The sequence below is a fragment of the Ampullimonas aquatilis genome, assembly GCF_049675895.1.
Classification (GTDB): Bacteria; Pseudomonadota; Gammaproteobacteria; order Burkholderiales; family Burkholderiaceae_D; genus Ampullimonas; species Ampullimonas aquatilis.
Window position 1 is genome coordinate 50,313 of sequence record NZ_CP183834.1, and the last position, 20,472, is coordinate 70,784.

General features: G+C 49.9%; 17 protein-coding genes. 1 reads left to right on the forward strand and 16 read right to left on the reverse strand.

Annotation, left to right across the window (positions count from 1 at the left end):
- Positions 1–16: 16 nt before the first annotated feature.
- From gspF to metX, 10 genes are all read right to left on the reverse strand, one after another.
- A complete protein-coding gene (gene gspF / locus ACMYR3_RS00265) occupies positions 17–1,261 on the reverse strand; it encodes a type II secretion system inner membrane protein GspF (protein ID WP_424193395.1) in 1,245 nt (414 codons plus the stop codon).
- A 29-nt stretch (positions 1,262–1,290) separates the two neighbouring features.
- Positions 1,291–2,676, reverse strand: a complete 1,386-nt coding sequence (locus tag ACMYR3_RS00270) for an undecaprenyl-phosphate glucose phosphotransferase (RefSeq protein ID WP_424193397.1) — start codon at positions 2,674–2,676, stop codon at positions 1,291–1,293.
- 129 nt (positions 2,677–2,805) lie between these two features.
- Positions 2,806–4,155: an O-antigen ligase family protein gene (locus ACMYR3_RS00275; protein WP_424193399.1), complete on the reverse strand. Its 1,350-nt coding sequence runs from the start codon at positions 4,153–4,155 to the stop codon at positions 2,806–2,808.
- A 68-nt stretch (positions 4,156–4,223) separates the two neighbouring features.
- On the reverse strand, positions 4,224–5,117 hold the full coding sequence (gene epsG, locus ACMYR3_RS00280; protein ID WP_424193400.1) for a chain length determinant protein tyrosine kinase EpsG: 894 nt from the start codon (positions 5,115–5,117) through the stop codon (positions 4,224–4,226).
- 15 nt (positions 5,118–5,132) lie between these two features.
- Positions 5,133–6,572: a chain length determinant protein EpsF gene (epsF, locus tag ACMYR3_RS00285; RefSeq protein ID WP_424193402.1), complete on the reverse strand. Its 1,440-nt coding sequence runs from the start codon at positions 6,570–6,572 to the stop codon at positions 5,133–5,135.
- Between the two features lie 61 nt (positions 6,573–6,633).
- Complete coding sequence (epsE, locus tag ACMYR3_RS00290; protein WP_424193404.1) at positions 6,634–7,461, reverse strand: polysaccharide export protein EpsE; 828 nt, start codon at positions 7,459–7,461, stop codon at positions 6,634–6,636.
- Positions 7,462–7,673: 212 nt separating this feature from the next.
- The gene (locus ACMYR3_RS00295; RefSeq protein ID WP_424193406.1) at positions 7,674–8,570 is read right to left on the reverse strand and encodes a M48 family metallopeptidase; all 897 of its coding nucleotides are present in this window, start codon (positions 8,568–8,570) and stop codon (positions 7,674–7,676) included.
- A complete protein-coding gene (locus tag ACMYR3_RS00300; RefSeq protein WP_424193408.1) occupies positions 8,567–9,808 on the reverse strand; it encodes an AmpG family muropeptide MFS transporter in 1,242 nt (413 codons plus the stop codon). Before ACMYR3_RS00300 ends, ACMYR3_RS00295 begins: the two co-directional genes overlap by 4 nt.
- Positions 9,801–10,394: a methionine biosynthesis protein MetW gene (metW, locus tag ACMYR3_RS00305; RefSeq protein ID WP_424193410.1), complete on the reverse strand. Its 594-nt coding sequence runs from the start codon at positions 10,392–10,394 to the stop codon at positions 9,801–9,803. The genes ACMYR3_RS00300 and metW overlap by 8 nt, the downstream gene beginning before the upstream one ends.
- The gene (gene metX / locus ACMYR3_RS00310) at positions 10,391–11,545 is read right to left on the reverse strand and encodes a homoserine O-succinyltransferase MetX (protein ID WP_424193412.1); all 1,155 of its coding nucleotides are present in this window, start codon (positions 11,543–11,545) and stop codon (positions 10,391–10,393) included. The genes metW and metX overlap by 4 nt, the downstream gene beginning before the upstream one ends.
- 205 nt (positions 11,546–11,750) lie before the next feature.
- Between metX and ACMYR3_RS00315 the strand changes: the two genes are divergently transcribed.
- Positions 11,751–12,275, forward strand: a complete 525-nt coding sequence (locus ACMYR3_RS00315; protein ID WP_424193414.1) for an SET domain-containing protein — start codon at positions 11,751–11,753, stop codon at positions 12,273–12,275.
- A 30-nt stretch (positions 12,276–12,305) separates the two neighbouring features.
- On the opposite strand, the gene ACMYR3_RS00320 is transcribed toward ACMYR3_RS00315, so the two are convergent.
- The 6 genes from ACMYR3_RS00320 to ACMYR3_RS00345 form a co-directional block, all read right to left on the reverse strand.
- Entirely contained in the window at positions 12,306–12,560 is a 255-nt protein-coding gene (locus tag ACMYR3_RS00320) for a BTH_I0359 family protein (protein WP_424193416.1), read from the reverse strand.
- Between the two features lie 196 nt (positions 12,561–12,756).
- Positions 12,757–13,959 (reverse strand): DUF3108 domain-containing protein, encoded by a 1,203-nt coding sequence (locus ACMYR3_RS00325; RefSeq protein WP_424193418.1) that lies wholly within the window; start codon positions 13,957–13,959, stop codon positions 12,757–12,759.
- A 208-nt stretch (positions 13,960–14,167) separates the two neighbouring features.
- Positions 14,168–14,548 carry a P-II family nitrogen regulator gene (locus ACMYR3_RS00330; RefSeq protein ID WP_424193420.1) on the reverse strand — a complete coding sequence of 127 codons (381 nt, stop codon included), beginning with the start codon at positions 14,546–14,548 and terminating at the stop codon, positions 14,168–14,170.
- A gap of 50 nt (positions 14,549–14,598) precedes the next feature.
- Positions 14,599–17,700, reverse strand: coding sequence for an efflux RND transporter permease subunit (locus ACMYR3_RS00335; RefSeq protein WP_424193422.1), 3,102 nt, complete (start codon positions 17,698–17,700; stop codon positions 14,599–14,601).
- Positions 17,701–17,703: 3 nt separating this feature from the next.
- Positions 17,704–18,879, reverse strand: coding sequence for an efflux RND transporter periplasmic adaptor subunit (locus ACMYR3_RS00340; protein WP_424193424.1), 1,176 nt, complete (start codon positions 18,877–18,879; stop codon positions 17,704–17,706).
- Entirely contained in the window at positions 18,872–20,218 is a 1,347-nt protein-coding gene (locus ACMYR3_RS00345) for a TolC family protein (RefSeq protein WP_424193426.1), read from the reverse strand. The genes ACMYR3_RS00340 and ACMYR3_RS00345 overlap by 8 nt, the downstream gene beginning before the upstream one ends.
- Positions 20,219–20,472 lie beyond the last annotated feature (254 nt).

Here is a 20,472-nt window from a genome sequence, read left to right on the forward strand (position 1 = left end):
CCTAATATCTATCTTGTTATCGCACCATCTGGTTGATTTCGATAATCGGCATCAGAACGGCCAAAACAATGAGCAATACAAACAGCCCCATTGAGAGAATCAGGGCGGGTTCGAGCAGGCTGGTGAGGGTGAGGGTGCGACGTTCCAGTTCTTGCGCCTGGCCATTGGCGGCGCGCTCGAGCATGGGGGGTAACTGGCCGGTTGCCTCACCCGAGCGGATGAGATGGATGAGTACCGGAGGAAACTGGTTTTGCACCGCCAGTGCGCGTGCCAGGCCCGAGCCTTCACGCACACGGACGATGGCATCTTCAACATTGGTGCGCAGTGCCAGATTGCCCATGGTTTCAGCGGCCGACTCAAGGGCGCGCAAGATGGGTACGCCGGCAGACGTCAAGATGGCCAGGGTGCTGGCAAATCGGGCGGTATTGAAGCCTTTGACCAGCTTGCCAACCAGGGGCAGGTTTAATAGGCGCTTATGCCATGCCAAACGTAAGGCAGGTTGTTGCAACAGCTTGTAGATTGCAAAGGCGACCAGTGCCACCACAATGGCGGCCAGCCAGCCATACGAGCGGACAGCATTGCTCAGTCCCAGCATCATGCGGGTAAGCAGTGGCAAGGCCTGTTTGGTGTTGGCAAATACCGATACCACTTGTGGCACCACGTAGCTGAGCAAAAAGATCACAATGGCCAGGGCAACTGTGCTGACAATGGCGGGGTAGGTAAATGCCAGGGTGATTTTTTGGGTGAGGCTATTGCGGGCCTCTACATAGTCGGCCAGTTTGTTGAGTACCAGGGCAAGATTGCCCGATTCTTCACCGGCAGCAGCAAGCGAGCGAAAGATGTCGGGAAAGTCTTTGGGATGACGGCCCAGTGCGGTAGAGAGGGAGGAGCCAGATTGCACTTCGGCTCTGATTGAGCCAACCAGTGCCTTGATGCTTGATTTCTCTGCGCCTTCGCCGAGGGCTTGCAACGCGGTTTCCAGTGGCAGGCCCGCTGTCAACAGACTTGCCAATTGACGCGTAAAAAGTGTCTGGTCTTGTCGAGACAGCGATTTTTTAGGTACTTTGACCGGTGTGCCCGGCGCGGCCTGCTTCATGCCAAAGGCGTTATTGCTGTTGCCGATATCAATCTGCTCAACCAAAATGGGTGTCAAGGCTCGTGCATTGAGCATTTGACGAACGTGCTTGGCAGAATCAGCTTCGAGTGTGCCCTTATCAGTTTTGCCGACTGCCGAGATGGCTTCGTAACGGAAAGCAGGCATGAAGATAGACCACCATAGTTATGTGAAGCTCAGTATGCGTTTTTATCACTCATTACAACGCCAACTGTGCGGAAGATGATAAAGAGGTCAAGACGTAATGACCAGTTCCGCAAGTATTCTAAATCATATTCGATCCGCATTTTCATGGATTCGAGATCGTCACCACCTCGATAACCATTTACCTGAGCCCAGCCGGTAATGCCCGGCTTCACTTTGTGGCGCACCATATAGCCCGGGATGAGTTTGCGATAGTGTTCGTTCATCATCACGGCATGCGGGCGTGGTCCAACAATACTCATTTCACCTTTGAGTACATTGATGAGCTGCGGCAGTTCGTCTACCGAGGTTTTGCGAATGAATGAGCCAAATGGTGTGAGCCGAGGGTCTTTTTGTGTGACAGCCTGAAAAGCCTGCTTCCCATCTTCCATGGCCTTGAGTGAGCGAAATTTCCAGACCAGAATTTCCAGACCATCCAGGCCATAACGCTTTTGTTTGAAAAATACCGGACCAGGTGATGAGAGTTTTACGCCAGCGGCAACGACTAGCAGCAAGGGGGAAATAAGCAGTAAAACCAGCGCAGAAATAACAATATCGCTCAGGCGCTTGACGATGCCGTTGATGCCGTAAAACGGGCTTTCGCAAACAGCAACGACGGGCAGGCCATTGATGTTATCAATACGGGCCTGAATCAGGTCGTAAACAAAAATATCCGGAACAAAATAAATGGAAGCGGTTGTGTCGCGCAGATCATCCAGCAACTTCATGATGCGCGGCGTGGAGCCCATTGGCAGTGCAATATAGATGGCGTCGACATGTTCCTTGTTTTGAAATGTGGCGACTTCTGACATATTGCCGATCAGTTTGGATTCATCAATGCCGATGCGCTCTGGTGGACGGTCATCAAAAAATCCCAGAAATTCAATACCCAAATAAGGTGTTGCGGCGAGTTGTTCGGACAGCTTCTTGCCTACTTCACTGGCGCCCACAATAATTGCACGGCGATGTTCCATGGCAATCAATTTGGGCATGAAGAGGACAACCACAAAGTTGGCCAGGTAAAGCGTGAATGGCACGCAGATGGCCCAGCGCCAGATGACATCCTGATCAAAAGCGGGCAGAAAGTTGGTGCCCCAGCCAAACAGCAGCAGCAAAATAAAAGTGAGCGCCCAGCGCCCAACAATGGCCACAAAGTCGCTCACCATGCCCTTGGCCAAAGATAATTGACCAGGATAAGAGAGCGAGAAGACAATCAAACCCAATACCAATTCGGCACCGCGTATCGTCCCGGTACTGATCAGGGTGATGATGAAGAGTGTCAAAACAATAACAGCAGGCTCAATGGACGCTCGTAAAAGACCGGCAATTGAATGATTCTGATGAAACTGAATCTTGGATTTATTGGAAAGCTTGTCCATAACTTATAGTAGAGGTAACCGATAAAGCGTGCTCATTTAAATGATGCACTGAGTATGACGGCAATTTATTAGGATGGGCATTTGAGAAAAGATCTCATCAAGTGTTTTTGAGAAATAAGTTCGAACCATTTATTTATTTTGCATTAGCCGTTGTTCCGTTGACGCTAGATTACGGTTCAGGGTAATTCTTGATTTGGGCTTGCTAAAGTAATTGCGCGCAAAATGACTGAATGCCATACCTAAGAAAATGGAGCAGGCCGCATTTTCAATGCAGTTCATGGCAAAGCCAATTGCCATAATTCCTGTTATAGCCGTGATGTGAAAGCGGGTTTCGTTTTTAAGTGTTTTAGGCTGATTCATTAACAGAATAAGAAATGCAGTCAGATAAACCAAACCAAAAATCCCAAAACTGACATAAAGATAAACGAGTAAATTGTCTGCAGGATTGAAGAAAAAGCTTTCCCCAAAGTTGCTTTGCGAAATACCAATTCCGCCGAGGCCTCGACCCAAAAATATGTTGCCTTTTTTTTCTACTAATTCAAGCGCGACCGGCCAGGTATTTTGCATGCGATCCATGAATGAACTAAATAGAAGTTTTTGTACAAAATTCATATAAAAATCATGAACTTCAAATATGACTGCATAAATAGGCAACCCAATCAATACCAGATAAACAGCAAGCTGACATATTCTAGCCACTGTACCGTATTGATTTTTGTTGAGAAACAAATGGAAGTAAACGAAGATGAGCAAGAATGCCAGAATCGCAGATTTGGTCGTGGTGATCATTACTGCGATGAGGGTAAGAATAAAGAGTACGGTTTTTAGCAAGATCGATCTGAAGTAGGCCAGAAAAAAAGTCATGCATACAAGTAACAATATGGCGGCTTCAATAGAGCTACGAGTGGTTCCGGCAATACGTCTGATACCTTGACCAGCGGTCCATTCCCGATTACCTTGAACCGCGATACCACCAATATCATAGCTCAATCCCTCCCAGGGGAACTTGGTGTAATAGTTGATGAAAATCGAGATGCAAAGCAGTATCCATGCAAAAAGAATAATAAATTTAAGTTTGCCAAGTTTGGGGGATACGGTTTCGGAAACGATCAAACCGAAAAAGAAGGGAAGCCATAACTTGGCAGCAAATAAAGACTGAGATGGATTCTTAATAAAAAATAGGGAAATGATGAAATGACAAACAAGTATCCCGCTAAAACACAGGAATTCATTTGGAATATCACCTTTAAGTACTTTTCGTACTACATAGGTCAGGGATACGGCTATCAGGGCAACGTCACGCAGATAAACCAGTCCAACCAGTCCAACAGCATTTAATGCATAGCGCATTGGTGACTCAAAGATAAGAGTCAGCAGATACAAAATGAATACGTTCAGAGCGATCCAATCCAGCCTGTCTGAAAACGCCTTATCCATCGCGGCCGATAAAACGCCGCGTTTTCTGGCAACTTGTGCCAAGTGTCTATTGATATCGGAAAGAGCGATTGTCACAACAGGATGCGATTGGATTTGAGATAAGTTGTTGATCAGTTAAATTCGTTGATGACCGAACCAACGATGGTGATGTCCGCACTTGCTAATTTTTTAGCTGCGCTGAGTAATTGATTTTGCTTGGTCTGGTTATTTTTGGCCAATAAGAGTGCGCCTTTGCATGTTTTGGCAACGGCAAGTGCATCCAATGTATTGTTGTCGAGCGCTGGGGTGTCGACCAGAATCACGTCAAATTCTTTGGAGAGAATGCTGATGCCTTCTGAGAAGAGTGGGCGGCTGAGTAATTCGAGTGGATTCGGCGGTAATGGGCCTGATGGCATGACACTCAGATCGGCAAAACTTGGGACGCGATTGATCAGGGAGTTGGTATTGCGGCCTGATAAATAAGAGCTTAATCCGGTTTTGTTATCCAGATGAAAGAGTGCATGTTGTTTGGGATTGCGTAAATCGGCATCAATCAGCAATGTGCGCATACCTAGCTGTGAAAATACGATCGCCAGATTGGCTGCCATGAAACTGCGACCATCGCCTGCTTGAGCACTGACCACGGCAAGGGCTGCTTGTTCAGACTTGCCAAACCAGCGCATGGAGAGCTGGCTACGCAGGGCGCGAAAACCTTCCACCGTCTTTGAAAATGGATGATAGGCAGCTACCAAGTCAGGACTGACGCTGGTATCTTGAGTGGTCAGATACGGGAATTCATATTGAAGAGAAAGCGCATGCTGAATATCTTCGGGCGTAACCAGCTTTAATGCTACGGCTGCTTCACCAAAGCGCATACCTTGTTCGCGCTGCAGGCGGAGAATGGTTTCTGCATCGGAGGGTTTGAGCTTGCCATTGCGAATGAGAATAGTGCCAAGAGAAAAGTCCTTGACGGTGGCTTCATCGGGAGCGCGGCTCAGATCAAGTTGAGTATTGATAGCGTTCATAGTGATCTTCTCTTACTAACTGTTTGCAAGCATAGGACGATTGCCTTGGCCAATGCTCAATGGGTGTTTAAGCAATGGATTGTTGGGCAGGGCTTTGTCATTTTTATCAAGCGCTGGAATGGAGGCCAAAGGCTCCATGCCCAACAAGATTTCCAGATCATCTGAGGACCGAATCCTACGATCGCGCAACTCTTGAATCCAGGCAAGCAATAACCCTAGTAATGTACCTAAAACAGCAGCAGCAATTGTATTGAGTGTCAGTGATGGTTTGCTGTGTTTATTGGGTGGCAATGCCTGACCAATTTGCAAGATATTGGTGCGATTGGTTTGGCTTTCCAGCGTGCTTTGAGTCAGGCGTTGATTGACGGATTCATAGGCTCGTTCAGCGTTTTCTACTTCACGCTGCAATACTGCCAATTCTTCGCGCTGTTGTTTTAGCTTTAAAACACGTTCTTTCTGTGCGGCTAAAGAAGAGCGAACGTCGCCTTCGCGTTGTACGTTGACTCGTGCCGATGTGCTGATACTGTTTGCTACTCGACGAGTTTCATTTTCAAGCTTGGCACGCAGTTCATTGATCTCAGCAACAGCGCGTTCATATTGGGGATGGTTTTTGCCAAGTTGTTGACTTAAATCTTGTAGGGTTGCTTCTTTTCTGACCAATTCGGATTTCAGCCCAGAAATCACGGGGTTATTCAAGACTTCCTGCAGCGTATCCTGATTACCGTTCATGGCCTGAGTCTGACGACTCATGGTGTCTGACGAGGCAGCTTGAATGGAGGATAGCTGGCTGGATAATTCGATCAGACGCGTATTTTCAACATCGAGCTTCTCATCAATAGAAGTAATGCCTGTTCGACGTTGGTAATCGGTGACTTTAGCTTGCGCTTGTTCAAGTTTTTCGCGCAGACCTTTGGTTTTTTCATCAAACCATTGTGTGTAATCGCGTGCTGGCTCGACACGTAATTCTAATGAGGTATCGACATAAGCCTTGGCAAATGCATTGGCGGCGCGAGCAGAAAAGACCGGATCATTGGACTCATACGCAATATTGATGATATTTGACTCGCGGGATGGTTTTACATCCAGGTTTTTCTGGAGTTTTTCAGCCCAGTAAAGATCAAATGATCCTTTACCGCCAAGTGCTTCAGAAAATTGTTCCTGATACTTTTGTTCATCGGCCAGTTTGAGCGTTTTAACGACGCGCATCGCGACTTTTTGACCGGTAATGATGTCCATCTGCGTGCCCATATAGGCAGTCATCATCTGCTCGGTCATACCGCTGGCACCGTTTAAAGGGTCATTGGTCTTCAGATCAACCAGAACGGTGGCTGATGAGAGGTACTGCTTTGGAAGAACAAGGGTGATCGCAATGGCCGCGGCGACCATGACCAGAAATGTGCCAATAATAGTGGCTCTTCTGGCTTTTAAAACCATCAGGAGTTGTTTAAGTGTCATGCTCGTCTTCCAAATAATTAATGCTTGTGCACCATGCCAAGTTGCTTGGCATGGGCTTCCATCAGAACAGGCTTTCTTTTACGTACAGAACGTCATTAGGCTGGATTTTTTCATTCATGTCTGGTGACATGGTCTGGATGGCACCGCTGGCATTACGACGGGAGAGGCGCAAACCTTTTTCGGTGCCGCGTTGAGTCAGGCCACCACCTTGTGCCACGGCTTGTTGAACGGTCATTTCACGTTCGACACGATAGCTGCCAGCACGTTGCACTTCACCATAAATGTAGAACAGCGGCGCACGATGCACGTAAATGACGTCATTGGCTGCGATCACAATATCACGTTCTGTTTTGCCTGAAAGGAAAATGCCAGCAAAATCAATTTCAAGACGTATTGGTTTGCTATCACGTTGACCAGTAATTACAACAAAGTCTTCACCGGTTGGCAAAATCCCACCAGCCATTGCAAGTACCTCTGAGAGGCGCATATTGGCCATTTCAAGTGGGTAGCGGCCAGGTTTATTGACTTGACCCAGAACTGACACTTGGTTGCCGCGAACTTGCAGCAATAAGATGTTGACTTGTGGCTTGTTAACAAAGCCACCATCTTTTAGCAACTGAGCAATTTTTTGCTCTGCTGCCGTGATAGTCAGGCCGCCCAAGGCAACTTGCCCCAGCAGTGGATAGCTGATGGTGCCGTTTTCAGAAACTCGTACCTCTACGGAAAGGTCCGGGCTTTGAAAGACGTTAATTTTCATGCCGTCACCAGAGCCAATAATATATTCGGCTTTGGAGTCAACGCGTTGAGCTTGTGCAACAGCTTGCGCTGGCGCAAGAGCGGCGGAGGTCAAAAGGGCGGTAACCAAGCAAATGAAGAGTCTGCGAAACATGTGTGATCTCTAAAGTTATAGGACAAAATGTAAGATAAAAGAAAATTGATACAACTGACAGGAATTATTACCTTATATGTGGAGCGGCTGTAACAAATTTTCTGCGATGCAACATTGATTAGCATACTGCCAAAATTGATGTTTAAAGGTATTTGATTTTAATGATTTTTTTTAAATCAAGGTCGGCAGTATTGGTTTGTGATTGGTGATCGTTATTGTGTAGTGTTGTCAGTTAGGCGCACATTACTTTTGTATTCGGGCAGATTATTCACATTTTTTCCGACGGCTTTCGCATAGAGGGGTAATACCTCTGGCAAGTGAGCGCGAATTTCGTTCATTCTGGATTCATCGGACGGATGAGTAGACATCCATTGGGGTGGAGCACCTTTATTATTGGCACTCATTTTTTGCCATAAGACCAATGCGGCGCGCGGGTCGTAGCCAGCGCGGGCAGCAATGTCGAGACCAACGCTGTCAGCTTCTGACTCGTCTTCGCGAGAAAATTTCAGCATCCACAGTTGTGCGCCTTGACCAAGCACGGCATTGCCAAGGTTGCCCAGTCCAAAAAGCTGGGAAACCAGGTTGGCCCCCAGATTGAGCGCTGTGCCTTTCCCGTTTCTTTCGCGCGCATGTTCTCTCAGTGCGTGCGCAATCTCATGGCCCATGACCATGGCGATTTCATCGTCAGTCAGCTTTAATTGAGTAAGAATGCCACTGTAAAACGCAATTTTTCCGCCGGGCATGCAGAACGCGTTTACCTGCTTTGAGCCAATCAGGTTGATCTCCCATTGCCATTGCGGGGCACGTTCATTCCATGGCAATGCAAATGGGATGATCTTGTTGGCGATGCTGCGAAGCCTGATGGTTTGAGGATGATTGTCAGGGGCTAACGCTTGCTGTTTGGCGGCATCCTGCTTGAGCTGCTCATACTGTTGTGCGGCCTGTTGTTCTAGCGCCTCGGCGGGGACTAGTTTACGAAAGCCAGACATGCCGCCTACATTGATTCCTTCATGGGGTGGGGCACTGACTTCCTGCGCGCTACAGGTAAATGAAACTGCGAGGGTGGTCAAGCTGAGCAGGCAAGCGATACGTTTGAGTTTTGGCGTCATTGTGATTGTCTCCACGGCGCAATTCTGGGTAACATCAGCATGCCTGGTATACCCAGAAAAAAACAGATTATGAAAAAATTAAACCAGCCAGTATGGTCGACAATATACCCTGTACTGGCATTGATAAATGTACGTGGGACCGCTGCCAGACTGGTAAATAATGCAAACTGGGTGGCGGTAAATCGTGGGTCGGTGGTTTTGGCAATATATCCAGTAAAAGCCGCCGTCCCTAAACCAACGGCAAACGCTTCAAAGCCGATGACAGCACCTAGTAGCCAAGATGAGGACAGCCCTGCTTTTGCCAGAATGGCAAAACCAAGTATGGCCAACATCTGGAAAACACCAAAAATCCAGAGTCCTCGATTGGTGCCAGTTTTTTCAAGCCAAATCGCCCCAAGAATGCCACCTGCCAGGCTGGCCCACAAGCCCGCATTTTTGGCCACAAGGCCAATTTCTGTGCGGGTGAACCCAAGCTCCATATAAAAGGGCGTGGCCAGCGCAGTGGCCATGGAATCCCCCAGCTTATAGAGAAAAATGAAGAGCAAAATCAGTAAAGCCTCTTTGAGTCCTTTGCGTTGTAAAAATTCCTGAAAGGGTAAAACCACAGCATCGCGCAGACTTTTTGGTGGGTCGCCATACTGTGGTGGTTCTTTAATGAGTAAGGTGGTGGTGATGCCTGGCAACATGAATAATGCCGTGATGGCAAAGACCCAAAGCCAGGATAAATGGTCGGACAGAATCAGCGACAATGAGCCGGGAATCAAGGTTGAAAGTTTGTATGCATTGACGAAAATCGCAGTACCGGATGCCTGCTGTTCCTCGTTCAGTATTTCTCGACGATAGGCGTCAATCACGATGTCCTGGCTGGCACTAAAAAATGCAATTACGCTACATATCACCATGATGATAGGCAAGTCATGCTGTGGCGTGAAATAGCCGAGACTGGCCACAGCCAACAAGACGACCAACTGTGTGAACAGCATCCAGCCACGCCGCCGCCCGAGCGGTAGTGTGAAGCGATCCATCAAAGGTGACCAGATAAACTTCCAGGTGTAGGGAAAGCCAACCAGCGTAAACAGCCCGATCTCTTTTAAATTGACCGATTCAGCCTTGAGCCACGCAGATAGCAGGTTGTAGAGAATGAATAAGGGCAGACCCGAAGAAAAGCCCAGTGCGATACAAATCAAAAACTTGGGTTCGCGCCAGATCGGCCTTTTTGTGAGAGACAACTCAACCATGCTGCTGTTTGCGAAACCTGAAAATCGCCAGACTACCAAACAAGTTGGGCATGAAGTTGACCGGCTTGCCCTGATGCAGGCTGATCCGGTCAATGAGCTCCAGCCCCAATTTATTGGCCAGTGCTTCAAAATCATTCATGGTGGCGCAGCGAATATTGGGTGTGTCATACCATTCGTAAGGCAGCGATTCGGATACCGGCATACGGCCAAGAAACAGTTGCCAACGATGATCCCAATAACCAAAGTTGGGAAAGGAGACAATGGCCTCATGGCCTACCCGAGCGATTTCGGACAGAATGGTTTCTACCCCATGAATCATTTGCAAGGTGCTGAGTTGAATCACCGTTTCAAAGCTGTCATTGGCAAACAGCTGCAGACCATTATTGAGGTTTTGCTGAATGACATTCACACCACGGCGGGTACAGGCCAGCACGTTTTGATCATTGATTTCGACACCATAACCGGAGCATTGCTTGGTCTCTCGCAAGTGTTCCATCAAGGCACCATCGCCACAACCCAGATCAAGGATGGTGGATTGCGGGCGTATCCATTTTTCGATAATGGCAAAGTCGGCGCGAATGCTCATGAGCGTGCTTTCAGGATATTCTCAAAATAAGCGGCGACCAGTTGGTGATACCGTTCATCATCCAGCAAGAAGGCATCGTGACCATGTGGTGCGTCAATTTCGGCATAGCTTACCGGACGTTTGTTATCCAGCAAGGCTTTGGCAATCTCGCGTGATCGGGCAGGCGAAAAGCGCCAGTCCGTTGTAAATGAAATGACCAGAAACTGTGCCTTGGTGACGGCCAGCGCTTTGGTCAAGTCACCACCATGAGTCATGGCAGGGTCAAAATAATCCAGCGCCTTGGTAATCAAGAGATAAGTATTGGCATCAAAGTAGGTGGAAAATTTGTCGCCCTGGTAGCGCAGATAAGACTCAATTTCAAATTCCGCACCAAAGCCGTATTGAATATCGGCGTGGCGTAAATTGCGGCCAAATTTTTCGGCCATATCATCATCACTCAAATAAGTGATGTGACCAATCATGCGCGCCACGCGCAGACCACGGCGCGGCACCACATTGTGTGCGTAGTAGTTGCCACCATGAAAGTCGGGATCGGTGATGATGGCCTGACGGGCGACATCGTTGAAGGCAATATTTTGCGCTGATAGCTTGGGTGTGGACGCAATCACGACGCAGTGCTCAACTCGCTGCGGATACAGGAGACTCCAGGCCAGCGCTTGCATGCCACCGAGGCTGCCACCCATCACTGCGGCAAATTTCTTTATTTGCAAAATATCGGCCAGTCGAGCCTGGGCGTTGACCCAGTCCTCCACAGTCACGACTGGAAAGTTGGCACCATAAGGTGCCCCAGTTGCGGGATCAATACTCATCGGACCGGTAGAGCCAAAGCAGGAGCCTAGATTGTTGACGCCAATCACAAAAAATTGATCAGTATCAATCGGCTTGCCAGGGCCAATCATATTGTCCCACCAGCCAATGTTCTTCTCGTCATCGGCATATCTGCCGGCAACATGATGCGACGCGTTTAAGGCGTGACAGATGAGTATGGCATTGGACCGATCGGCATTGAGCGTGCCATAGGTTTCATAGCGCAAAGTGTAATGGTGGATTTGTGCGCCGCTCTTTAAAACCAGCGGTTCGGCAAAGTGCTGCTCTTGTGGCATCACAAAACCCACAGAGCCGATATCAATCTTTTTGTTTGCAACAACCATAATTAAAAAACCCGATGAGCAAACAGCCAATCGGGTCGATAGAGAAGACCTTCTTAGCTGTATTTGTAAGCGGGAAGATCCCGGTGCGCCCGCAAGCAAGTAAATCGGCGCAAAAAATAATGAATTTGATTATCCCATACACCAAGCATTCGCAGTCTGCCTGCATAATAGTGTTTTTACTCAACTCACTTTTTTTATTTCACACATGACATCAATCGCTTCTTCAGGCAAAGTTTCCAAGAGCAAGTCTGACACCAGCAGGCAGGGTGACAAGGTCGGCAACAAGAGGCGGTTTGTCGTAAGAAGTTCGGGGGTTCATGGGCGTGGAGTATTTGCGGAAACTGCGATTCCAAAAGGTGTACGCCTGATTGAATACAAAGGTGAAGTGATTGACTGGCCGGAAGCATTGCGCCGTCATCCGCGTGATCCAGCGCAGCCTAATCATACGTTTTACTTTCATATCGATGATCAGAACGTGATTGATGGTGGTGTGAATGGCAATAGCGCACGTTGGTTTAATCATGCCTGCGAACCCAATTGCGAAGCTGAGGAAGACAATGGCCGGATTTTTTTTGTGACGCTACGCAATATCAAGGCGGGCGAAGAATTGTTTTTTGATTATGGTTTGATGATCGAGGCGCGCTACACCGCCAGGTTGAAAAAAGAATTCGCCTGCTATTGTGGCAGCAAGAAATGTCGTGGCACCATGCTCGCCCCCAAAACCCGCTGACCACAGCAGGTTGGGAAGCATCCCGGTGCTTTAATGCAGAATCACGGGCTGTTGCATCAGGCTGCCAAACTGATCTAAAAAGTCATCGACCTCTTCCATCGACGGTTCATTTTCGACCAGCTTTTGTACACTTTGGCGAAAATGTTCTGCCAGGGCACCATCCAGAAAGATTTCTTTCTTGCTGAACTTGTCCATGATTTCAAAGCCACCGGCGCCTGTGTTGGGTTCTTCATAGCCGGAGAACTCCACGACACAATAATTGGCACTGTTGTAGATCATATTCATCAAAGCACTCCTTCAAAATATCTTGCTCGTAGTTAAGGGGTGTTGCGCCGATTTCAATAGACTACTGACTGCATGCTGCCATTTTTTTAATGCAAGATCTGTGCGTGTCTTTTATAAAAGTTGCTGAAACGGGTACTTGATAAATGGGTTAGCGGGGTTTTTTTCCGAGAGTAAAGCCTGCTTGATGTCAGCTTTATTAATATTTCACAATATTGGCAAGTGTCTGCTCCAGAAAGTCACCGTTGACTTCGGAAAATTTGATCTTGATGGGATACCACTCCAGGTCGCTGCCCAGCCAGACATCAATGGTCTGATCAAATTCCTTGCGCGGTTTGCGGTTCAGGTGCAAGGCTTGATGCGGCTTGCCCGCAACTTCAATGGTTTCCAAGCCCAAGATATTGAATGTCCACCATTCGGCATCGCGCGTGCCTGCCACATAAACCTGCTGGGCACCCGATTGGCTGAATTTGTCAGGCTCGCCACGTGCCAATCCTGCCAATTGAATCAACACACTGTTGCGATCTTGCGCACCTGCCACCATGGGCAGTTCCTGGGTTGCCGACGAAAAGGAAATGGTCTGCGGTGAGTCGGGCCGATCACGGTTGAAGTTGGTAGCCTGTTCGGCACGGCGCCCGCGTTTTTCGGTATAGCGCAGGGGTGCCAGGCCGTATTGGTCAAACCGTCCGACACTCTTGAATTCAAACGAGTACAAAAACAGCATGCTGGCCTGGGTGGTAAAGCTGAATTGCTGATTGTCCACCCGCCAGTCACTGGTGCCGGTGACGTTATAGTTGAAGCCTTTGGATTGCCCCACAATTTGATATTCCAGTTTGGCCGATGGCGGTGGATCAAAGCGGGTCGGTGCGTCGCTGGCAGGGACGCTGGCTTTTTCTGGGGGGCTTTCTTTGGCTTTATCGCGCGGGCTGGCTGACGGCCCGCCGGTAGAGGCAATCAGGTCGTCAAGCGAGCCATTGCCGGGTTCTTCAAGATTGCCGGGTGTGGCGCTGCTGCTTGCCATTGGCGGTGGGGTTTCGGTTGGGCCAGGTGGCGATGGGGCAATATCATGCGCTATTGGCGGCGTACTGGGTTTGGGATTGCTTGATTCTGCTGGCGCGGTGTTATCAGTTGGTCTGGCAGTTTGAACAGGTTTGATTTTGGGCGCACGCACGACTTCCTTAGGCAGCTCAAGCGGTTTGGGGGGCGTGGGCGTGTCGATCAGTGCGCTGACTGCAATGGCTTGCGGGGCTGGTTCCGGCGGCGGGCGCACTGTTAGACGGCTGCTCTGCCAGACGACCAGATGCAGCACCAGCGATGCCAGTAGCACCAGCCAAAAGCGGGGGCGACGGATCAGCATGGCGAAGGTAAACGCACGCGGTATTGGCCTGATGGAAAGGATCATGCAGCTATTAACGAAAAGCGGTCGGGTTGGGAATACGTCATCTTACCCAACCCTGGTGGGAATCGTTTATCGAGGGAAATGATTTGGCGATTAATAGCGTATATCAACCCATATAATGCCATACCCCTAGGGTGTATATGTTTATATTGGCTGCTTAGGTGCGTTTTAATTGGTTCAAAAAATATACTATGCAGGACTATTTTGTGGCTTAAACAATTGGCGGGATGATGCCAGAAACCCGGGTGCCATCACGAATTCGGCGAATGACTTCAACGGGTGTCACCCACACCAGACCGTCACCGATCTGCCCAGTCATGGTTTCGCGAATGATGGTGTCGACAATATGATCCACCTCCGATTCTGGTGCCAGGATATGCAGCAAAATCTTGTGCGAAAAATCGGTCAGATCTTCTTTGACGCTGCGTTTGACCAATGCTGCCGGCGCAGTAAAGCCATCGACCTTACTGACAGTCATGCCGGGAAAGTTGGGAATACGCCGCAGCGCCGCTTGCAGATTGTCGATTTTATTGGGGCGAATAATCGCTTTGATTTCTTTCATGGTGTCACCTTGTTCAGTATTACTGTCCATTTTTCTGGCTGCACATCCGGTGCAATCCGTTCAATTGGCGTTCGTCGGCCTCAGGCTTCCACTTCTTTTTCCTCAAACCAGCCGTAAATAACTGGCAACACCAGTAGGGTGAGCGTGGTAGAACTGATCAGGCCACCAATCACCACGACGGCCAGCGGACGAGTGACTTCAGAGCCAGGGCCATTGGAAAACAGCATGGGAATCAGTGCCAGCATGGCCACCAGCGCCGTCATCATCACGGGCCGAAAGCGATGCTCACAACCCATGCGCACTGCCTCGGCAGTGGGCAGACCATTGTCGCGCTGTTGGCGAATTTCCGATACCAGCACGACGCCATTCAACACCGCAATGCCCCACAGATTGATAAAGCCGACTGCGGCAGGGACCGACAGATACTCGCCGCTGATCAGTAATCCAATGATCCCGCCAATCGCGGCCAGTGGTAACACGGTGATGATCAGCCCAGCCATGCGCGCCGAATTAAACAGGACAAACAGTAAAAAGAAGATGGCCGCAATGGTGATGGGAATGATGATCATCAGCCGTTTCATGGCGCGTTCCATATTTTCAAATTGGCCACCCCACTGCAAGGTATAGCCTTCCGGCAATTTGACCTCCTGGGCAATTCTGGCCTGGGCTTCTTCAACAAAACCACCCAGATCGCGACCTTGGACATTGGCGCCAATCACAATCCGACGCTTGCCCGATTCACGCGAAATCTGCGCGGGACCATCAGCCAGTTGAATGTCGGCCAAGTCTTCCAATGGCACGATGGCGCCACCTGGTGAGGTCAGCGTGATATTGGAGATGGCTTCCAGATTATTGCGAAACTTTTCGGGAAAGCGTACCACCAGCGAAAAGCGTCGCTCACCATCGTAAACGATGGAAGCCTGCCGTCCCTTGATGGCGGTTTCAATCACATCATTGATGTCTTCCACATTGAAACCATAGCGCGCAATGCTTTGCCGTTTGATATGAATGGTCAGATATTCCTGACCGGAGACGCGTTCAACCCGCAAGTCGGTGGCACCGTGAATGCCAGATAAGGTCTTGGCAATGGCATCGCCTGTTTCGCGCAGCTGGTTCAGGTCATCACCAAACAGCTTGATGGCCACCTGACTGCGTACTCCGGAGACCATTTCATCGACCCGTGCCGCGATGGGTTGTGAGATCGACAATTCAACACCGGGTAAAAACTGGAGCTTGTCGCGTATCGCATTACCGATGTCTTCCTGTGTCCAGCCATTGGGCCAGGAGTCGCGCTCCTTGAGTGTCACAATCGGATCCGATTCATGTGGCTGACCAGGGTCGGCAGGGGACTCACCACGTCCCAATCGTGAGACAACCTTGGCCACACCGGGTACCGTCATGATGGCTTGCATGGCAGCGGTTTCCATCTTTACTGATTCATCCAATGAAATTTTGGGGACCCGTACAATCACCGGCGTGACGGAGCCCTCTTGCATGGTCGGAATAAAGGCAGTACCAAGCAGCGGCGTGAGTCCAGCGGCGAGCAGCAGGGCTACCAGCGCACCCACTACAATCTTCTTGCCATTGTCGAGTGCCCAGCTCAGCAACTTGAGATAGGGCTGCTTGAAGAAGGCGACAACACGTGTGTCTGCTTCGGAGCCACCTTTGAGGACGAACGAACATAGCATGGGCGACATGGTCAATGACAGAATGAGTGAAATCGTCAGTGCAATGGCAATCGTCAAGGCCAATGGAGCAAACATTTTGCCTTCCATGCCTTCCAGTGAGAGTAGTGGCAAAAACACCAAGATGATGATGCCGACCCCGTATAGCACGGGCTTGCTGACGGCGGAAGCTGCATCAAAAATAATGCGCGCCTTGCTGTCATCCTGATGCGCAGGATTGCCCATACGCGCAAAGGTATTCTCCACTACAACTACCGCACCATCGACCATCAGACCAATCGCAATGGCCAGCCCACCCAGGGACATCAGGTTGGCGGACAGGCCGATCTGGTTCATCACCATAAAGGTCAGCAGTGGTGTGAGTATCAGTGTGCTGACGACAATCAGACTGGAACGTACATCACCAAGAAACACAAACAGCACAATCACCACCAGAATAATGCCTTCCAGCAAAACCTTGGAGACGGTGCTCAGGGCTGAATCAATGAGCGTAGTGCGATCATAAAAAGGGACGATCTGCAGACCACCGGGCAAGCGCTTCTTCTCATTGATTTCAGCAACCTTCTGCTTGATGCGCGTGACTACATCACGGGCATTGCCACCCCGTATCATCTGCACAATACCTGCCACGGCCTCGGTCTCCCCATTGCGAATGATGGCGCCTTGCCGACCTTCGGTACCCAGGGTGACTTCAGCGACATCTTTCACATAAACCGGGGTGCCATCTTTTTCGCGCAATACAATATTGCGGATATCCTCCACCGAGCTGATGAGTCCGGCACCCCGAATCAGATATTGCTCGGCATATTGCGGCAAGACGCCGCCCGAGCTATTGGCATTGTTGCGCGCCAGTGCACCGTATAAATCCTTGATACTGAGTTGGAAATAGCGTAGCCGATCAGGATTGGCCAGCACATGATACTGGCGGGCATAACCGCCCTGGCTATTGATTTCAGCCACGCCGGGCACACTGCGAATCATCGGTCGCACCACCCAGTCCTGAATGATGCGCCGCTCGGTAAGTTCTTCGACTGTCAGCGCACGTTTGCCATCATCCGGATGCTCCAGTGTGTACTGATAGACCTCGCCCAGGCCGGTTGAAACCGGACCGAGTACGGGGGCCACATCTTCAGGCAGATTGTTCTTTACTTCAATGAGTCGCTCCAGTACCAGATTGCGGGCAAAGAAGACATCGGTGCTGTCGCTAAACACCAGCGTAATGACGGAGATGCCATTGCGATTCAATGAGCGCATTTCCACCAAGCCGGGCAGGCCGGTCATGGCAATCTCGATGGGCACGGTGACAAAGCGCTCTACTTCTTCAGGAGGACGGCCCGGGGCTTCGGTGGCGACCTGAACCTGCACATTGGTGACATCCGGAAAAGCATCAACTGACAAACCTTTGAGCGACAACAAGCCAGCAATCGTCAGGGCAATACATAGCACGGCCAAGACAACACGTTGCGACAGCGACCAGCGAATCAGGCTACGAATCATGCCTTACTCCTGTCCGCCAAGGTTGATGCGATTGCGTTCGTTATTGAGATGAAAGGCACCTTCAATCACAATTCTTTGTCCGTCTGGCAAGCTTTCGAGCAGTGGTCGCTTGCCATTGTGATCAGTACCAAGCCTGACGGGCATGAGCTTGTATTGGCTGGATCCGACTTCAACAAAAATGGCATCCTGGTTGTTTTCGCGAACCACTGCCGTCGATGGAATCAGCGGCACCTTGCGGCCATGACCTTCAATTAACATGGTGCTGAGCATGGCGGGTTTGAGCAGCCGGTCCGGATTGTCAAGCAAGGCGACGACACGCACTGTGCGCGTATCCGGCGAGACCACATCGCTGATGTAGGTGACTTTGCCATCGCGTTGACCATCGCTCAGGGCGGGTACTTCAATGACGATCTTTTGCCCTTTGCTGACCAGGGAGGCTTCTTGTTCGGGGACTTCTGCCACGGCCCAGATCGTACTCAGATCTGAAATCACAAAGAGTACATCGGCGGGTTGTACCACTTGCCCTTGCGCCACACGTCGTTCGAGAATGGTGCCCGACAGGGTGGCCGTGATGGGCGCATTGGAAGTAATTGCGCCGCTGTTGAGTAACTGATTGATCGCTACTTGTGAGACCCCCAGTACCCGTAATTGATCAACCGCTGCGCGCTTTTCGGCACTGGCCACGGACAACTCGCTTTGTCGACGCAGTAGCTCGGCAGAGCCAATCACATCTGACTTCAACAATACCTCGGCACGTTCTACTGCACGCAATGCAAGCTGTTCGGCTGAATGCGCCTTCAGCAGGGCCAGCTGGGCATTACCAAGTTCAGGACTATTCAGTTCGGCCAGCGTCATACCGGTTTTAACCTGATCGCCAGGCTGGGCGCGAATTTGGGTAATTCGTCCGGCAATTGGCGCACCGATGCGAGCGGTTTTTTGAGCATCCGCTTCCATACGTCCCGGAATGCGAATCATGTCATTGACGGTGCCTTCGCTGGCGGTATCAACTTTAATGAGTGTGGCGAGCTGTTGGCTCACGATTACGATATTGGGATCTTTAAGCGGTGTTTCTTCTGCAACTGGCGCGGGGGCTTCTTTGCCACAACCCGTCAATACGGCAGCAAGCAGTACAAGGCTGAAACAGCTGGGTAAGGATAAGTGCAGGTAGGGCTTATTCATTGATTTTCTCATGTGAAACAGGACTAATATCTTCATAGCTAACAAGGTCACGACCTGCCAGTCGTTCCAGTTCGGCGCGAGCAACCTGCAATTCATAACGGGCGTTGATCAGCTCATTGCGGGTCAGGCGAAATTGGCGTTGTGCATCCAAAAATTCCAATATGCCGCGTTCACCAAGTCGATAAGCCGACTCGGCAATATCCAGTGAGCGTTTGGCCGATACCAGAATGGTGTTTTCAATCGCATTGACTTGTCCTGCGGCGGCTTGATATTGTGACCAGGCGGCACTGAATCCAGTGCCCAGTTCCAGTTTGCGCAATTCGGCTTCATTACGATGACGAACCAGCTCCGCATTGGCTTGTGCAATGGGACCTTGGCGGCGATCCCAAATGGGAATGCTCAGGGCCACGCCAATTTGGCTGCTGCGAATATCCGGCTCACGTCCTTGCCCCAACCGCACGATGACCGAGGGCATGACCGATTGTTGTTCCACATCGACCAAGCGTTCGGCCCGGCGAATTTCAGTTTCCGTTTTTTTCAGCTCAGGATTATTGCTTTCAAAGGCATTTTTTAAAGAACTGTAATCCGGGGTGGATAGACTTTTAGGCAGGTCGGTGTTTAACGAGAAGTCATCCGCCAGACTCAAGCTGACGCCTTGTCGCAAGATGGCCTTGGCTTGCAGAAGTCGCAAGATGGCAGCATCAAGCTGTTTAGCCGCATTGGCAACTTCAGTGTCGGCGCGAATTAAATCGAAGCGGGCACTCTCGCCGGTTTCAACCCGCACTTTGACCCGATCACGAATCTGTTCGGTCAAGGCCTTGTCTTCACGCGCGGCAATCACTTCCTGTTCGCGGCGCAAGACATTGAAGTAGCGTACCTTGACTTCGGCAATGACATTGGCTTCCGCAATGCTGATGGCAATATTGGCGGCACGTGCTCCGGCCTCGGCGCTTGCGGTACGTGCCGAGCGCAAGGATGGATTTTCGATCTTTTGAGCAATCGCAAATGCCGAAGTCGTGCCTTCAGCCGCCCCACTGATGCGCGCATTATTGCGGCCAGTCTGTAATTCCAGTTCGGGGTTGGGATAAGCACCGGCAGTAGTAATGGCTGCCCGTGCACCTAATGCTTGGGCGCGGGCGGCAGCGATAGCGGGGTGTTCACGTTTAGCGATCTCGAGCAATTGGGCCAGCGAATATTGCATGGCCTGAGTATTTTGCTGACTCGCCTTGGACATGATTTCGCTGGCGGAGTCAGGCTGAAAATCTTTTGGCAAACCTTTAGTACGATCGGGTTTGGAAGTGGCACTATTTTCAACGGCTGTTTTATGGGTATGACTCAATGCTCTTTGTGCTGCTATATCGGTATTGGCATAAACCCAAAGTGGAGGGCAAAGGAGCAGTGCACTTACCAGCCAACGATTTTTTCTAATTAATGGCTTTGTGCCCGAATGAAAAAGGACATCGTTCTTTCTACGCTTCAAAATTAAACCCCATTAAATTTTCTGTTACATCTAGTTACAACTGTTTGTGATTTATAAATAAGACGTAGTCTATCAAAAGAAGTTCACTGATTTTGCAAATGATTGAGCAAAGC

Excerpts from the sequence above, each read along its gene's own strand:
- ACMYR3_RS00320 (WP_424193416.1), bottom strand. The coding sequence starts at position 12,560 with ATGAATATGATCTACAACAGTGCCAATTATTGTGTCGTGGAGTTCTCC.
- epsE (WP_424193404.1), bottom strand. The coding sequence starts at position 7,461 with ATGTTTCGCAGACTCTTCATTTGCTTGGTTACCGCCCTTTTGACCTCC.
- epsF (WP_424193402.1), bottom strand. The coding sequence starts at position 6,572 with ATGACACTTAAACAACTCCTGATGGTTTTAAAAGCCAGAAGAGCCACT.
- ACMYR3_RS00325 (WP_424193418.1), bottom strand. The coding sequence starts at position 13,959 with ATGATCCTTTCCATCAGGCCAATACCGCGTGCGTTTACCTTCGCCATG.
- ACMYR3_RS00330 (WP_424193420.1), bottom strand. The coding sequence starts at position 14,548 with ATGGACAGTAATACTGAACAAGGTGACACCATGAAAGAAATCAAAGCG.
- gspF (WP_424193395.1), bottom strand. The coding sequence starts at position 1,261 with ATGCCTGCTTTCCGTTACGAAGCCATCTCGGCAGTCGGCAAAACTGAT.
- epsG (WP_424193400.1), bottom strand. The coding sequence starts at position 5,117 with ATGAACGCTATCAATACTCAACTTGATCTGAGCCGCGCTCCCGATGAA.
- ACMYR3_RS00295 (WP_424193406.1), bottom strand. The coding sequence starts at position 8,570 with ATGACGCCAAAACTCAAACGTATCGCTTGCCTGCTCAGCTTGACCACC.
- metX (WP_424193412.1), bottom strand. The coding sequence starts at position 11,545 with ATGGTTGTTGCAAACAAAAAGATTGATATCGGCTCTGTGGGTTTTGTG.
- ACMYR3_RS00335 (WP_424193422.1), bottom strand. The coding sequence starts at position 17,700 with ATGATTCGTAGCCTGATTCGCTGGTCGCTGTCGCAACGTGTTGTCTTG.
- metW (WP_424193410.1), bottom strand. The coding sequence starts at position 10,394 with ATGAGCATTCGCGCCGACTTTGCCATTATCGAAAAATGGATACGCCCG.
- ACMYR3_RS00340 (WP_424193424.1), bottom strand. The coding sequence starts at position 18,879 with ATGAATAAGCCCTACCTGCACTTATCCTTACCCAGCTGTTTCAGCCTT.
- ACMYR3_RS00270 (WP_424193397.1), bottom strand. The coding sequence starts at position 2,676 with ATGGACAAGCTTTCCAATAAATCCAAGATTCAGTTTCATCAGAATCAT.
- ACMYR3_RS00315 (WP_424193414.1), top strand. The coding sequence starts at position 11,751 with ATGACATCAATCGCTTCTTCAGGCAAAGTTTCCAAGAGCAAGTCTGAC.
- ACMYR3_RS00300 (WP_424193408.1), bottom strand. The coding sequence starts at position 9,808 with ATGGTTGAGTTGTCTCTCACAAAAAGGCCGATCTGGCGCGAACCCAAG.